This is a genomic window from Actinomadura montaniterrae (assembly GCF_008923365.1).
Lineage (GTDB): Bacteria > Actinomycetota > Actinomycetes > Streptosporangiales > Streptosporangiaceae > Spirillospora > Spirillospora montaniterrae.
Map to the genome: position 1 here is coordinate 1 of NZ_WBMR01000236.1, position 14,016 is coordinate 14,016.

The 14,016-nt window shown below is 74.6% G+C and carries 10 protein-coding genes and 1 pseudogene; 5 read left to right on the forward strand and 6 right to left on the reverse strand.

The features are described from left to right. Both F9B16_RS42615 and selD read left to right on the forward strand, forming a co-directional pair. Positions 1-628: SelB domain-containing protein (locus F9B16_RS42615; protein ID WP_192809255.1), on the forward strand; the 628-nt coding region annotated here is incomplete at its 5' end. Between the two features lie 13 nt (positions 629-641). Then, complete coding sequence (gene selD, locus F9B16_RS42620) at positions 642-1,643, forward strand: selenide, water dikinase SelD (RefSeq protein WP_151545958.1); 1,002 nt, start codon at positions 642-644, stop codon at positions 1,641-1,643. A gap of 15 nt (positions 1,644-1,658) precedes the next feature. On the opposite strand, the gene fdh is transcribed toward selD, so the two are convergent. The 6 genes from fdh to F9B16_RS42650 all read right to left on the reverse strand — a co-directional run bounded on the left by fdh (position 1,659) and on the right by F9B16_RS42650 (position 10,869). Next, positions 1,659-4,907 (reverse strand): formate dehydrogenase, encoded by a 3,249-nt coding sequence (fdh, locus tag F9B16_RS42625; RefSeq protein WP_151545959.1) that lies wholly within the window; start codon positions 4,905-4,907, stop codon positions 1,659-1,661. 81 nt (positions 4,908-4,988) lie between these two features. Continuing rightward, positions 4,989-6,749: a hypothetical protein gene (locus F9B16_RS42630; protein WP_225992438.1), complete on the reverse strand. Its 1,761-nt coding sequence runs from the start codon at positions 6,747-6,749 to the stop codon at positions 4,989-4,991. A 123-nt stretch (positions 6,750-6,872) separates the two neighbouring features. Further along, a complete protein-coding gene (locus tag F9B16_RS42635) occupies positions 6,873-7,616 on the reverse strand; it encodes an SCO6745 family protein (protein WP_151545960.1) in 744 nt (247 codons plus the stop codon). 34 nt (positions 7,617-7,650) lie between these two features. Further along, positions 7,651-8,895 carry a PP2C family protein-serine/threonine phosphatase gene (locus F9B16_RS42640; RefSeq protein WP_151545961.1) on the reverse strand — a complete coding sequence of 415 codons (1,245 nt, stop codon included), beginning with the start codon at positions 8,893-8,895 and terminating at the stop codon, positions 7,651-7,653. 220 nt (positions 8,896-9,115) lie between these two features. After that, positions 9,116-9,655 carry a MarR family winged helix-turn-helix transcriptional regulator gene (locus F9B16_RS42645; RefSeq protein ID WP_192809256.1) on the reverse strand — a complete coding sequence of 180 codons (540 nt, stop codon included), beginning with the start codon at positions 9,653-9,655 and terminating at the stop codon, positions 9,116-9,118. A gap of 125 nt (positions 9,656-9,780) precedes the next feature. After that, positions 9,781-10,869, reverse strand: a complete 1,089-nt coding sequence (locus F9B16_RS42650) for an Lrp/AsnC family transcriptional regulator (protein ID WP_151545963.1) — start codon at positions 10,867-10,869, stop codon at positions 9,781-9,783. 70 nt (positions 10,870-10,939) lie between these two features. On the opposite strand from F9B16_RS42650, the gene F9B16_RS42655 reads away from it, so the two are divergent. From F9B16_RS42655 to F9B16_RS42665, 3 genes and pseudogenes are all read left to right on the forward strand, one after another. Then, positions 10,940-12,148, forward strand: a complete 1,209-nt coding sequence (locus tag F9B16_RS42655; protein ID WP_151545964.1) for a M20 metallopeptidase family protein — start codon at positions 10,940-10,942, stop codon at positions 12,146-12,148. Next, entirely contained in the window at positions 12,145-13,560 is a 1,416-nt protein-coding gene (locus F9B16_RS42660) for an MFS transporter (protein ID WP_151545965.1), read from the forward strand. Before F9B16_RS42655 ends, F9B16_RS42660 begins: the two co-directional genes overlap by 4 nt. 131 nt (positions 13,561-13,691) lie before the next feature. Next, a pseudogene (locus F9B16_RS42665) lies at positions 13,692-14,016 on the forward strand (thioesterase); the annotation flags it as partial.

Sequence of the window (14,016 nt, forward strand, 5' to 3'; positions counted from 1 at the left end):
CGACCTGATCGCGATGGGCGTCCCGCCGCCCTCCGAACCCGTCGCCGGGGACTGGCTCGCCGACCCCGATCACTGGGACGGCCTGCGCCGCCGCCTGCACGACGCCGTCGAAGAGCACGCCAGGACGCACCCGACCGACCCCGGCCTTCCCGCCGAGGCCGCCCGCCGCGCGCTCGGCCTGCCCGACCGCGCCCTCGTCGAGGCGCTCGCGACCGACCTGCACCGCCGCGACGGCCGCCTCTACGGCACCGCCACCGCCCCCGAGCTGCCGCCCCATGTCCGGCGGGCCGTCGACGCCGTCCGCCGCGACCTGGCCGGCGCCCCGTTCAGCGCCCCCGACGCGGGCCGGCTCGCCGACCTCGGCCTCACCCCGAAGCTGATCGCCGCCGCCGCGGCGAGCGGCGCGCTGCTCAAGGTCGCCGACGGGATCGTCCTGCTGCCGGGCGCCGACGCCGAGGCCGCCGCGCTGCTGGCGAAGCTCGACCCGCCGTTCACCCTCAGCGAGGCGCGCCGCGCGCTCGGCACCACCCGCCGCGTCGCCGTCCCGCTGCTGGAGCACCTCGACGAGCAGGGCTACACCGTCCGCGTGGACGACCTGCGCCGCCGCTGCACCGAAAGGACCCGATGAAAGCCGACAAGCAATGACCCCCAAGCGGCTCACCCAGTACGCGCACGGCGGCGGCTGCGCCTGCAAGATCCCGCCCGGCGAGCTGGAGGACGTCGTCGCCGGGCTCACCACCGCCCCCGCCGACCCGAACGGCGACCTGCTCATCGGCCTCGACACCGGAGACGACGCCGCCGTCGTCACCCTCCCCGGCGCCCCGGGCGGCCCCGCCGTCGTCGCCACCGCCGACTTCTTCACCCCCGTCGTCGACGACCCGTACGACTGGGGCCGCATCGCCGCCGCGAACGCGCTGTCCGACGTGTACGCCGTCGGCGGCCGGCCGCTCGTCGCGGTGAACCTGCTCGCCTGGCCCCGCGGCGTCCTCCCGTTCGACCTGGCCCGCGAGGTGCTGCGCGGCGGCCTCGACGTCGCCGCGCGGGCCGGCTGCCACGTCGGCGGCGGCCACAGCGTCGACGACCCCGAACCCAAGTACGGCATGGCCGTCACCGGCGTCGCCGACCCCGCCCGCCTGCTCCGCAACGACACCGGCAAGCCCGGCGCGCCGCTCACCCTGACCAAGCCGCTCGGCACCGGCGTCCTGAACAACCGGCACAAGGCGACCGGCGAGGTGTTCCCGCACGCCGTCGCATCCATGGCCGCGCTCAACCGCGACGCCTGCGCCGCCGCGCTCGCCGCCGGCGCCGAGTGCGCGACCGACGTCACCGGCTTCGGCCTGCTCGGGCACCTCTACAAGCTGGCCCGCGCGTCCGGCGTCACCGCCGTCGTCGACGCCGCCGCCGTCCCGTACTTGGACGGCGCCCGCGACGCCGTCCGCGCCGGGTACGTCAGCGGCGGCACCCGCCGCAACCTCGACTGGGTCGCCCCCCACACCGACTTCGGCACCGCGTCCGAGGAGGACCGCCTCCTGCTCGCCGACGCGCAGACCTCCGGCGGCCTCCTCGTCGCCGCCGAACTCCCGGACCATCCCATGATCGGCGAGCTGGTCCCCGCCGCCGACCGCCCGCTCGTCGTCCGCTGACGCGCGCCCTCCGGGTCAGCGTTCGGTGCCGGTCCGGTCCGTGATCCCGGCGCGCTCGCGGTAGGAGCGGACGAGGGCGAGGGCGGCCTCGCCGCGCGGCCGGCGGCCCGGGCGGATGTCGCAGGCGAGCGCCTTCGCCTCCTGGATGTGCGTGTTCGGGTCCAGGGACAGGTGCAGCAGCTCGTTGGCGGCGTCGCCGCGGCTGTAGCCGTTGGAACCCCAGTGGTAGGGCAGGCCGATCTGGTGCAGCGTGCGGCCGTCCATCGTCAGCGGCGACATCCGCTCGGTCACCATGACGCGCGCCTCGATGACGCCGCGGGCGCTGACGATGGTGGCCCAGCCGGCGTGCTCGAGGCCGCGCTCGGCCGCGAGCTCCGGCGACACCTCGCAGAAGAACTCCGGCTGGAGCTCGGCCAGGTACGGCTGCCAGCGGGACATGCCGCCCGCCGTGTGGTGCTCGGTGAGCCGGTACGTGGTGGTGACGTACGGGAACACCCCCGCGCCCGGCTCGTCGCCGCTGGGCTCGTAGAGGTTCGCCGGATGCGGGTCGATGAGCTGCCGGACGGGGTTGCGCTGCTGCTTGTACAGCGGGTTCGAGAACGGTGATTCCTGCGGCTCGTAGTGCGTCGGCAGCGGGCCGTCCATGAGCCCGGCGGGGACGTACAGCCAGGCCTTCCCGTCGGCCTGCATGATGAACGGGTCGTTGCCGGCGAGCGCGTCGGCGCCGGTGGAGCCGCGCGACGGCTTGTAGTCCGGCGCCTTGTCGGCGACGAAGTCGGGCACGTCATGGCCCGTCCACTTGCCCTGCTCGGCGTCCCACCAGACGAGCGCCTTCCGGTCGCTCCACGGGTTGCCGTCCGGGTCGGCGGACGCCCGGTTGTACAGGATGCGGCGGTTCATCGGCCACGCCCAGCCCCACTCGGGCGCCACCCAGCTCTGGTCCTTGCCGGGCTTGCGGCGGGCGGGCTGGTTGACGCCGTCGGCGTAGCAGCCCGCGTAGATCCAGCAGCCGCAGCTGGTGGAGCCGTCCGGCTTCAGCTCGGTGTAGGACGAGAGCGGGTTCCCGCCGGCGTCACGGCCGTTGATCTCGGCCAGCACCGCCTCGGCGACGGGGTCGTCGGTGCCGCCCTCCACCGGGTAGTCCCAGGCGAGGTCCAGCACCGGGCGGTCCATCTCGTCCGACGACCCGGCGAGCTTCTCCCGGATGATCCGGCCGAGGTGGTACATGAACCACAGCTCGCTGCGCGCGTCCCCGGGCGGTTCGACGGCCTTGTGGTGCCACTGCAGCATGCGCTGGGTGTTGGTGAAGCTGCCGTCCTTCTCGGTGTGCGCGGCGGCGGGCATGAAGAACACCTCGGTGCCGATGTCCTCGGTGCGCATCTCGCCGGTCTCGATCTCGGGGCCGTCCTTCCACCACGTCGCCGACTCGATGAGGGAGAAGTCGCGGACGACGAGCCAGTCGAGGTTCGCCATGCCGAGCCGCTGCATCTTCGCGTTCGCCGACCCGACGGCCGGGTTCTCGCCGAGCAGGAAGTAGCCCTTGCAGGTGCCCTTGATCTGCGCCATCACCGTCTCGTAGGTGCTGTGCGAGCCGGTGAGGCGCGGCAGGTAGTCGAAGCAGAAGTCGTTGGCGTCGGTCGCCGCGTCGCCGAAGTACGCCTTCATCAGGCTGACGAAGTAGGAGCGCATCTCGCCCCAGAAGCCCTTCTTGGCGGCCTCGGCCGCGATGAACGCGTCCAGGTTCTCGTTGGCGTGGGCGTGCGGCATCGGGATGTAGCCCGGCAGCAGGTTGAACAGCGTCGGGATGTCGGTCGACCCCTGGATGGAGGCGTGGCCGCGCAGCGCGAGGATGCCGCCGCCGGGCCGCCCGATGTTGCCGAGCAGCGTCTGCAGGATCGCCGCGGTCCGGATGTACTGGACGCCGACGGTGTGCTGCGTCCAGCCGACCGCGTACGCGAACGCGGTGGTGCGGTCGCGTCCGGAGTTCTCCGTGACCAGGTCGCAGACCTGCAGGAACTGGTCCCGCGGGACGCCGCAGACCCGCTCCACCATCTCCGGCGTGTACCGGGAGAAGTGCCGCTTGAGCACCTGGAACACGCACCTCGGGTGCTCCAGCGACGGGTCGCGGTTCGGGTCGCCCTCGCCGAGCGCCGAGCCGCCGGAGCCGGTCGCCTCGCCGTGGCCCGACGTCGCCGCCTCGATGCGCTCGTCGTACTCCATGTCGCGCTCGCCGGCGGCCGCCTGCAGATCCAGGCCCTCGTAGCGCCAGGTGTCCGGGGAGTAGCAGCGCCCCTCCGGGTCCAGGCCGGAGAAGACCCCGTCGAGGTCCTCGGTGTCGCGGAAGCCCTCGTCCAGGATCACCGACGCGTTCGTGTACTCCAGCACGTACTCGCGGAAGTACTTCCCGTTCGCCAGGACGTGGTTGATGATCCCGCCGAGGAACGCGATGTCACTGCCGGCGCGCAGCGGGACGTGCACGTCCGCGAGCGCGCTGGTGCGGGTGAACCGCGGGTCGACGTGGACCAGCTTGGCCCCGCGCGCCTTGGCCTCCATCACCCACTGGAACCCGACCGGATGGCACTCGGCCATGTTCGAGCCCTGGACGACGATGCAGTCGGCGTTCTGCAGGTCCTGCTGGAAGGTGGTCGCGCCGCCGCGTCCGAACGAGGTTCCCAGACTGGGAACGGTGGAGGAGTGTCAAACGCGCGCCTGGTTCTCGATCTGCACGGCGCCGAGCGCGGTGAACAGCTTCTTGATGAGGTAGTTCTCCTCGTTGTCGAGCGTGGCGCCGCCGAGGCTGGCGAATCCGAGGGTGCGCCGCGTCCGGTTGCCGTCCTGCTCCCACTGCCAGCCGTGCCGCCGCGCCGCGATGACGCGGTCGGCGATCATGTCCATGGCGGTGCCGAGGTCGAGGCGCTCCCATTCGGTGCCGTGCGGGCGCCGGTAGAGGACGTGGTGCTCGCGCGCGGAGCCGGTCGTCAGCTGGAGGCTCGCGGACCCCTTCGGGCAGAGCCGGCCGCGGCTGACGGGGGAGTCGGGGTCGCCCTCGATCTGGACGACCTTCTCGTCCTTGACGTACACGTTCTGGCCGCAGCCGACCGCGCAGTACGGGCAGACGGACTTGACGACCTGGTCGGCGGTGCTCACCCGCGGCCTCAGGCGCTCGCTGGCGCCGCTCTTGGCGGCGGCCCCGCGGCCCAGCGGATCGTCCCCGGTCACCTGCCGGTACACCGGCCACGATCCGATCCACTGGCGGACGCCCATCCCGACCCCCTCACCTCATCGGGCGGCCTCGTACCCGCGCCCCGCACCCCGAAACACGGGGATGCGGGGCGCGGGCGGGCGTCACTTCGCGGCGAAGGCGGCCAGGTTCGTCGAGACGATCTCGGGCTCGCCGTCGTTCTGCTTCGCGGACGCGGTGAGCACGTCGATGTGCTGGTAGCCGGGGGCGACGACGTCGCCGGGCTGCGGGCTGGAGCCGCCGAGCCCGTCGCCGGCCTCCAGGTTGATGATCGGGTTCGCGGTCGGGCCGCCGGTGTGGACGGCGTCGTCGGCGATCCCGGGGGCGGCCGCGAGCGCGATGTCGGTGACCATCTTGGTGGGGAAGTAGTGCTCGGTGAAGTCGAGCGGCTGCTCGGCGAGGCTGCGGGCCAGTTCGCCGATGTCGGTGACCTCCTTGGCGGACGACGTGAAGGGCGTGCCGTCCTTGGAGGCGGGCACCCCGGCGCCGACCTGGTCGTAGTTCCGCCAGGTGTAGAGCGGGCCGTTCGGCTCGTCGGGGATGGCCTTCTTGTCCGGGCCGAGCAGCTGCTTCAGCCCGCCGAGGCCGATCGCGTCCAGGTCGTTCGGCGCCGGGAACTCCTTGTCGACGATCTTCCCGCCGTCCCAGAAGCCGACGCTGGCCTGCATGAACGCCAGCGGTTCGGAGTTGTCGTCGAGGAGCCCGCCGAGCGCCGCCGCGTTGGTGAAGCGGAAGTCCTTCACCGTCGGGGAGCCCTTCACGAACGTCGGGTAGTCCTTGGAGAACAGCAGCCGGTACGTCGTGTCGGTGTTGAACGAGGACGGCACGTAGGTCGCGAGGTCGGACACGCCGCCGGGGGCGAGGTCGGCGGCGAGGCCCGCGATCGACAGCAGGTTCATCGTCTCGGTGTTGATCAGCGCGGGGGCCGACAGCGAGCGCGGGACGACGCCGCTCTCCAGCCCCGCCTGGACGGCGCCCGCGCCGAACTTCAGCAGCGGGATCAGGTCGGTGGGGAGCGGGCCGCCCGCTCCGGGCAGGCTCGTGCTGATGCGGGTGTCGAGCGCGAAATAGCCGGAGCACTGCTCGTAGCCGGCGTCGCCGGTGGTGGAATGGTTCCCGTCGAAGTCCCATTCGGCGAAGAACGCGGTGAGGACCCCGCCGAGGGAATGGCCGCCGCACAGCATCTTCTGCTTGCGGGCCTGCTGGTCCGGCAGCTCGTGGACCATCAGGTCGTACTGGTCGCGGACGGTCTGCTCCAGCCCGACGTTCTGCAGCCAGGCCACCTGGTCGTTGGTCTGGTAGCCGGCGAACTTCCGGCCGTCGACCTCTTTCTGCCGGTAGTAGTAATCGACGGCGAGGTGGACGTCCTTCGCGGCGAGGCCGGCCTGGACGCCGGTGTGGTCCTCCAGGCAGTTGGACCGGCGGTCCAGCGCCCAGAACTCGATGTGCTTGCCGTCCTTCGCGGCGGCCGCGACCGTGTTGCGGGCGACGCTGTCGAAGGCGCCGGCGCCTTCGAGGATCCCGGGCTGCGCGACGAGGATCCGGTCGGCCTGCGCGGACGCCGCGGGACCCGCGGAGTCCCGGAACCGCAGGTAGGACAGCCAGTCGCAGGCCTCCGGGTGCGGGCCCGCCGACGCCGGCAGCGGGACGCGCACCCGCACCATCGACTCGGTGACGCCGGTGACGGGCGAGCCCGTGGCGACCGGCGTCTCGACCCGGTCGGCGCCCGGGCCGGCGGCGGGGGCGGCGAGGGCGTGGACGGGGAGCGCCGCCGCAGCGGCGACGAGCACCGACGCGCCCAGCACGGCGAGCCCGCCGAGCCGGCGCGGCGGGCGGCGAACGAGGGGGTGGGGTGGTCGCCCCATCACGTTCTCCTTCCGGACGCGGACGGATACGGGGCAACAATGGACGCCGTTCTCCCGCCGCGACAGTCGCCCGCCGACACAATCGCCGAACCGTTCTTGTGCCCCGGACGACAAAAAGGCGCGTCAGCCGAGCGCCGCGGCTCCGACCGCGCGGACGAGCTCCGCGAACTCGGCGCGCTCGGCGGGCGACAGCGCCCGCTCGTACACGGCGGCGGCGAGCCGGTCGGTGGTCTCCTCCGCCTCCGCGCGGCGGCCCTTGAGCGCGGAGCAGTCCGGGAGGTCGCCGCGCCAGCCGAGGAAGCGGGCCCGGTCCTCGTTCGAGCCGGCGAGCACGGCCTCCAGCGGCGCGAGCCCCGCCGCCGTCGTCGCCACCAGGTGCAGCGCGCCGCGCCACTCCCGCAGCACGTGCACCAGCTGCGCGGTGCGGCCCGGGACGTCGTCGGCCAGCGGCTCGGCGCGCCATCCGCAGAACAGCGGCAGCCCGGAGCCCTCCGCCGCGTCGACGACGCGTCCGGCCAGCTCGCACAGCCGCTCGCCGCCGGCGTCGCCGATGTGGTCGCGGCCCCACTCCACGCACGTCGCCGCGTACCGGCGGGCGGCCTCGCGCGCTCCCGCGACCGCGACGCCCTCGTCCCAGAAGAGCCGGACGACCGGCGCCGGGAACCAGCCCATCGCGGCGGACACCACGCCGGCGTCGACGTCGCCGAGGACCCCGCCGCGTCCCGCGAAGTAGAAGGCGAACGGGTTGTCGTAGCCGGCCCGCTTGCCGCGTTCCGGGGTCGCCGGGTCCAGCATCCACGCCGCGCCCACGTCGTGGATGATCCCGTCGGCCGCCCGCACGGTCTCCATCGCGTCCAGCCCGTCCATCGCGCCTCCTCCGCTCGGCTCGGTAAGCGGGAGGTTACCCCGGTGCGGCGGCGGGCGGCGCGCCGGGGCCGCGCCAGTCCAGGCACACCACCACGGCGTCGTCGGCGAGGTCGGCGCCCTCGTGGTGCTCGATCAGCTCGTTCACGATGGTCAGCGGCACCTCCGCCGCGTCCTGCAGGCGGCTGCGGCGGGTCGCCTGCTCCAGCGCCTGCGCGCCGAACTCGCCGCGCGCCGACCGCGCGGAGAACACCCCGTCGCTGACGATGACGAGGCGGTCGCCGGGCTCCAGCCGGAACCGCTGCGGCTTGTACTCGGTGTCGGGGAACATCCCGAGCGGGAGCTGCTGCTCCAGCGGGATCCGCGCCACCTCGGCGCCGCGCATCCGCAGGATCCGCGGCGAGCCCGCGTCGATGACGTGCACGGTCCCGTCGGCGAGGTCGATCCGCATCACCAGCGTCTCGGTGAACTCGCGCCCGCCGTAGCGGACGTGGACCATGTCGTTGGCGAGGCTCGCCTGCTCGCCGATGTCGGCGCCGGACCGGCGCGCGTTGCGCAGCGCCCCGACCGTCAGCGACGTCAGCAGCGCCGCCTGGATGCCGGTGCCCGACCCGTTGGTGACGGTCAGCGCGAGGTGGTCGTGCTCGGCGGACCAGTCGAAGTTGTCGCCGCCGATCGAGTAGGCGGGCTCCAGGTGCCCGGCGAGGCTGTAGCCGTCCCCGGCGCAGGCGTGCCCGGGCAGCAGCTGCCACTGCAGCTCGGCGGCCAGCGTGAGCCGCTGGCTGCGCCGGGCCCGCTCGTACCGGTCGGTGTGGTGCCAGGCGACCCGCAGCGCCGACCCGAACACCGCGCCGACCTCCGCCAGCTCGGCCAGCGCGGCGTCGTCCCAGTCGCCGCCCGACGACGCGAGCTCCAGCACGCCGAGCCGCTCGCCGCGCGCGGTGACGGGGACGAACACCGTCGTCCCAGCGCCGTCCGGCCGCCCGGCGTCGTCCGGGGCGGGCTCGACGGCGGGCCGGCGGGAGACGAACGCGCGCCCCGCCGCGGAGCCCCGGATCCTGAGCGGCGCGGCCGGCTCCCCTCCGGCCGGCCGCGCCGGTGCGGAGGGGAAGGGCTCGACCGGGAGCAGGACGCGCGAGTGGTAGTCGTTCACCAGCAGGCGCGCGCTCCGGACGCGGGGCAGCTCGCGCCCGAGGAGGGCGGCCAGCGTCTCCGGGAGCGCATGCGCCGGGGCGGTGCGCAGCGCCCGTTCGACGTCGGCCGCGCGGCCGTGCGTGCTCATTGCGACCCCATCTCGTTGTCCGGGCCGTCCACCTCCCGGGGGCATGGTCCTCCGCGGGCCGTCCGGACCGGGACGGGGAACCGCAGGGGAAGACTGTCAAAAAGCTTGCCACATGGCAAATACTTGATGTCGAGGAGCACCGGAATTCCTTCCGGAATCCCTGCGGACGCGGTCGGGGCGCGGACGCGGGCGGGTGCGGGTGCGGGCGCGGCCGGCGGGCTCAGGCCGTCCGGGAGCCGACCGCCTCGGACGAGCCCGCGTCCTGCCGCTCGCGGGCCAGGTCGAACTCGGTGAGCGCGTCGATGAGCCGCCCCCGGGACGCGGGCGACAGCTGCGCGAGCACCTCGCGCACCGCCGCGCGGCGGCGCCCGGTCAGCTCCGAGTACAGCCGCTCGCCCTGCTTGCTCAGCCGGACGATGATCTCCCGCCGGTCCGCGACCGCGTTCTCCCGCACCACCAGGCCGGCCGCCTCCAGCCGGTCGCACAGCCGGCTCGCCGACGACGGGATCGCGCCGAGCTCCTCGGCGAGCCGGCCGAGGTTCGGCCGGCCGAACCGGGCGATCGCCTCCACGGCGCGCAGCTGGATCGGCGACACCGCCGGCTCCAGGCCCTGGTCGGCGCGGCTCCACAGCAGCGCCGCCGCGCTCAGCACCCGCTCGACGGCGGCGGTGACGTCGTCCGGCACCTCGCCCGCGCCGCCGCCCGCCGGATCCTCGCCCGCCGGGTCGTCGGCCGAGAGCCGCGGTCGTCGCTGCGTCACGCCCCCGCCTTTCTCATGGAGTTCCCTGGCCTCGCCACCCACGGCACCGGCTCGCGCGTCCCGCCGCGGTGGGGCGGGAACGGGGCGCGTCGCGGACGGAAGACCACGATAAACGACGACGCCCGTCAGGGGGCGGCGGCCGGCGGGCCCGGGCCCGCGCGCAGCCGCGCGACCAGGTCGCCGAGCGCGTCCTCGGTGCCGGGGTCGTCCCACGTCCAGAACGGGACGCCGCGCAGGTGCCGGCCCTGCGGGTCGAGCAGCTGACCGGCGAGCTTCACCTGCCACAGCGCCACCGCCCGGTCGACGATCTCCAGCTGCGGGAAGCGCCGCCGCAGCGCGGTCTCGAACGACTGGACGCGCTCCACCGACCGCAGCCACACGGCGAACAGGACGTTGTGCGCGCCGGTCAGCGACGCGCACATCCGGGTCTCGCGGAGCCCGGCGAGCAGGCCCGCGAGCCGCGTCACCTCGTCAGGCGGCGCGGAGCCCCACAGGTACACCGTCACCGGCCAGCCGGACAGGAACCGGGCGACCTCGCAGCGGTACATGAGGGCGCCGCCGCGGTCCATCCGGGCCAGCCGGCGGCGCACCGTCGTCGGGCTGAGTCCGCTGCGCTCGGCGAGGCGCGCGACGGGCAGCCGGCAGTCCTCGGCGAGCAGCCGCGCGAGCCGCTCGTCCTCGGCCCGCAGCACCCAATCGGCCCGGTCGCGGGGGCGGTCGCGCAGCAGCAGGTCGCGCTGCCGCTGGTCGAGCCGGTCGAGCCGCCACCGGCTGCCCTCGGAGTGCAGGGTGGTGGCGAGCTGCGTCCGGGTCGCGGCGACGCCGTCCAGCCGGCCGAGCCGGAAGCCGACGTAGCGGGCGAGCTCGGCGTTGTCGCGCAGCACCACGGTCATCAGCAGGTCCCGGCCGCCGGTGACGTGCTCCAGGTTGAACACGTGCGGGTCCTCGGCGATCTCCGCCGCGACCTCGTGCAGCCGCCCCGGCACGCAGTCGATCTCGATGAACGCGACGACCGGGGTGAGCCAGTCGACCGCGACCGGGAAGCACGACAGCCAGGCCAGCCCGGCCCCGGTCAGCCGCGCCCAGCGGCGCGCGGCGGTGGAGGCGTCCACGCCGAGCGCCGCGCCGATCCGGCGCCAGTCGGCGCGGGGCGCGGTCTGCAGGGCGGTGACGAGCAGGTGGTCCAGCTCGTCGAGGGTGGTCGATGTCGGCATGCGTGCGGTCTCTCGCGGTGGATACCGGCAGAAGCCGGGCGGAAAGGGTCCGACTCCGCACCATACCTGCATGTCTGTCTGTGACGATGCCGCTGACCTGCGGGAAGAACTGACCGAGCTGCGCCGCGCCCTGCACCGCGAGCCGGAGCTCGGCCTCGACCTGCCGCGCACCCAGGAGAAGGTCCTCGCCGCGCTGGACGGGCTGCCACTGGAGATCACCACCGGCAAGGGCCTCAGCTCGGTCACCGCCGTGCTGCGCGGCGGCGCGGCCCGCACGGACGGGCGCCGCCCGGCCGTGCTGCTGCGCGGCGACATGGACGCGCTGCCCGTCCAGGAGGACACCGGCCTCGACTACGCCTCGGCGATCCCCGGGCGGATGCACGCCTGCGGCCACGACCTGCACGTCGCCGGGCTCGTCGGCGCCGCCAGGCTGCTGGCCGCGCGCCGCGACGAGCTGGCCGGCGACGTGGTGCTGATGTTCCAGCCCGGCGAGGAGGGCATGGGCGGCGCCAAGATCATGATCGACGAGGGGGTGCTGGACGCGGCGGGGGAGCGCGCCGTCGCCGCCTACGCCCTGCACGTGTTCTCCACCGGGCTGCCGCAGGGCACCGTCGTCAGCCGCGGCGGGACGGCGATGGCCGCGTCCGACGCCGTCACCGTGGTCGTCCGGGGGAAGGGCGGGCACGGCTCGTCGCCGCACGGCGCCAAGGACCCGGTGCCCGCGCTCGCCGCGATGGTCGGCGCGCTCCAGACGATGGTCACCCGCGAGCTGGACATCTTCGACCCCGCCGTCGTGACCGTCGGCTCCGTCCACGCCGGGACGGCCGGGAACGTCATCCCCGAGACCGCGTCGATGGACATCACCGTCCGCTCGTTCTCCGAGGAGGCGCACCGCAAGGTGCGCGCGGGCGTCGAGCGGACCGTGCGCGGGATCGCCGCCGCGCACGGCGTCGAGGCCGACATCGACTACGTCGAGCAGTACCCCGTCACCGTCAACGCCGCCGACGAGGCCGCGTTCGCGCTCGGCACCGCCCGCGACCTGTTCGGCGACGCGCGCGTCGTCGACGTCCCGCGCCCGATGGCCGGCTCCGAGGACTTCTCGTTCGTCCTCCAGCAGGTCCCCGGCGCGTTCATCGGGCTCGGCGCCTGCCCCGCCGGCCGCGAGCCGGCGACCGCGCCGATGAACCACTCCCCGCAGGCCGCCTACGACGACGCCGTCCTGCCCGACGCCGCCGCGCTGCTGGCCGAGCTCGCGACGCGCCGCCTGGGGGACGCGTGACGGCCGCCACCGGCGCCGCCACGGGAGAAGGGACGGCGCCGCCGGTGCGGCCGGTCACCGCCGTGGTCGGCCTGCTCGTCCTGTTCGAGCTGGTCAGCGGGTTCCTGCAGGCCGGGATCGCGCCGATCCTGCCGAGCATCGGCGACACCTTCGGCGTCTCGGACTCCGCCGTCGCGCTCGTCGTCTCCGTCCAGCTGCTGTCGGCGGCCGTGTGCGCGCCCGCGATGGGCCGGCTCGGCGACCTGTACGGGCACCGCCGGATGCTGCGGATCGCGCTGGCCTGCGTCGCCGCCGGGTCGGTGCTGTGCGCGGTCGCGCCCGCCTTCCCCGTGCTGCTGGCGGGACGGCTGCTGCAGGGCCCGCTGGTCGCGCTGATGCCGCTGGAGATCGCGCTGGTCCGCGACCGGCTCCCGGTCGACCTGGCCCGCCGCGCCATCGCCCGGCTGGTCGGCGCGCTGACCCTCGGCGGGCTGCTCGGCGGCCTCGGCATGGGCGTGGCCGGCAAGGTCTTCGGCGACGTCCGGCTCGCCCTCGCGGTCCCCGCCGTCCTCGCCGTGGCCTGCGTCGCCGTGTCGATGGTCGCGATCCCCGAGTCGCTGACCCGCGCCGCCGGACGGGTCGACTGGCCCGGCGTCGCGCTGCTCGGCCTCGCCGTCCTCGGGCTGCTCGCCGGCGTGTCGTCGGCCGGCGACCACGGCTGGGGGAGCGGGCGCGTGCTCGTCCCCGCCCTCGCGGGCCTCGCGCTGCTCGCGGTGTGGGCGTTCGTCGAGCTGCGCACCGCCGAGCCGCTCGTGGACCTGCGCGCCATGGCCGGACGGCACGTCGCGCCGTTCTACTTCGCCTCGTTCGCGTTCGGGGTGATCTACTTCGGCGGCCAGTCCCCGAACGCGACCTTCTTCGCCACCGACCCGGACGAGGCCGGCTACGGCTTCGGGCTGTCCTCGCTGTCGATCGCGCTGGCCATGCTGCCCGCGATGGTCGCGAGCATCGCCGGCTCGGCGTGCACCGCGCGGATCGCCGCGAAGCTCGGCTACCGCGGCGCGCTGATCGGCTCGTTCCTGCTGGTCGGGACCGGGTTCGTCGCGTTCGCGGCGGCGCACGGCGCGCTTTGGCAGGTGGTCGCCGAGCTGACCCTGATGGGCCTCGGCATGGGCACCGCCCTCGGCGCGATGCCCACGGTGATCGCCGAGGCGTCCGACCCGTCCCGGACGGGCGTCGCCACCGCCGTCTACAACAACGTCAAGACGGTCGGCGGCGCGGTCGCGGGCGGCCTGTTCGGCACGCTGCTCGCCGCGCCCGCCGGGCACGACGACCCGCGCGAGGGCGGCTACGTCGCGGTCTGGCTGATCGGCGCGGCGTTCGCCCTGCTGGCGGCGCTGCTCGCGGTGGCCGCCCGCAGGCGGGAGGGCTGACGCGCCGGATCTCGAAGGCCGCGGCATCTCCTCGCCATATCCGGGCAAAACCGGGCGCCGCCCAGGGTTCGTGCCGCCCCAGCCGGTAAGGGACGTCCGGAACGGCCGCACGCGCGCACCGAGGAGAAGCCATGAACCAGCCGCCCGCAGGCGGCGCGCCCGGCGAGGACCCCGACGTCCTGCTGGACGTCCCGGTCGTCAAGGTCGACGAGGTCGAGATCGAGGTCGAGGAGCTGCGCGCCGACGTGTCGCTGCACGCCGCCGTGCTCGACGTGCTCTCCCTCGGCGTCGGCGCGGACGTCGACCTCGGCCGGGTCAACCTCACCCTCCGGGGCGTGGAGGCGCAGGCGACGCTCAAGGTGCGGCTCGACAACGTCGCGCGGATCATCGATCGGGTGCTGGAGACGGTCGACGCGAACCCCGGCCTCCTCGCCGGGACGGCGCGCGGCGCCGGCG

Coding starts and splice junctions, on each gene's coding strand:
- F9B16_RS42635 (WP_151545960.1), bottom strand. CDS start 7,616: ATGGACGGGCTGGACGCGATGGAGACCGTGCGGGCGGCCGACGGGATC.
- selD (WP_151545958.1), top strand. CDS start 642: ATGACCCCCAAGCGGCTCACCCAGTACGCGCACGGCGGCGGCTGCGCC.
- F9B16_RS42650 (WP_151545963.1), bottom strand. CDS start 10,869: ATGCCGACATCGACCACCCTCGACGAGCTGGACCACCTGCTCGTCACC.
- F9B16_RS42640 (WP_151545961.1), bottom strand. CDS start 8,895: ATGAGCACGCACGGCCGCGCGGCCGACGTCGAACGGGCGCTGCGCACC.
- F9B16_RS42655 (WP_151545964.1), top strand. CDS start 10,940: ATGTCTGTCTGTGACGATGCCGCTGACCTGCGGGAAGAACTGACCGAG.
- F9B16_RS42630 (WP_225992438.1), bottom strand. CDS start 6,749: ATGGGGCGACCACCCCACCCCCTCGTTCGCCGCCCGCCGCGCCGGCTC.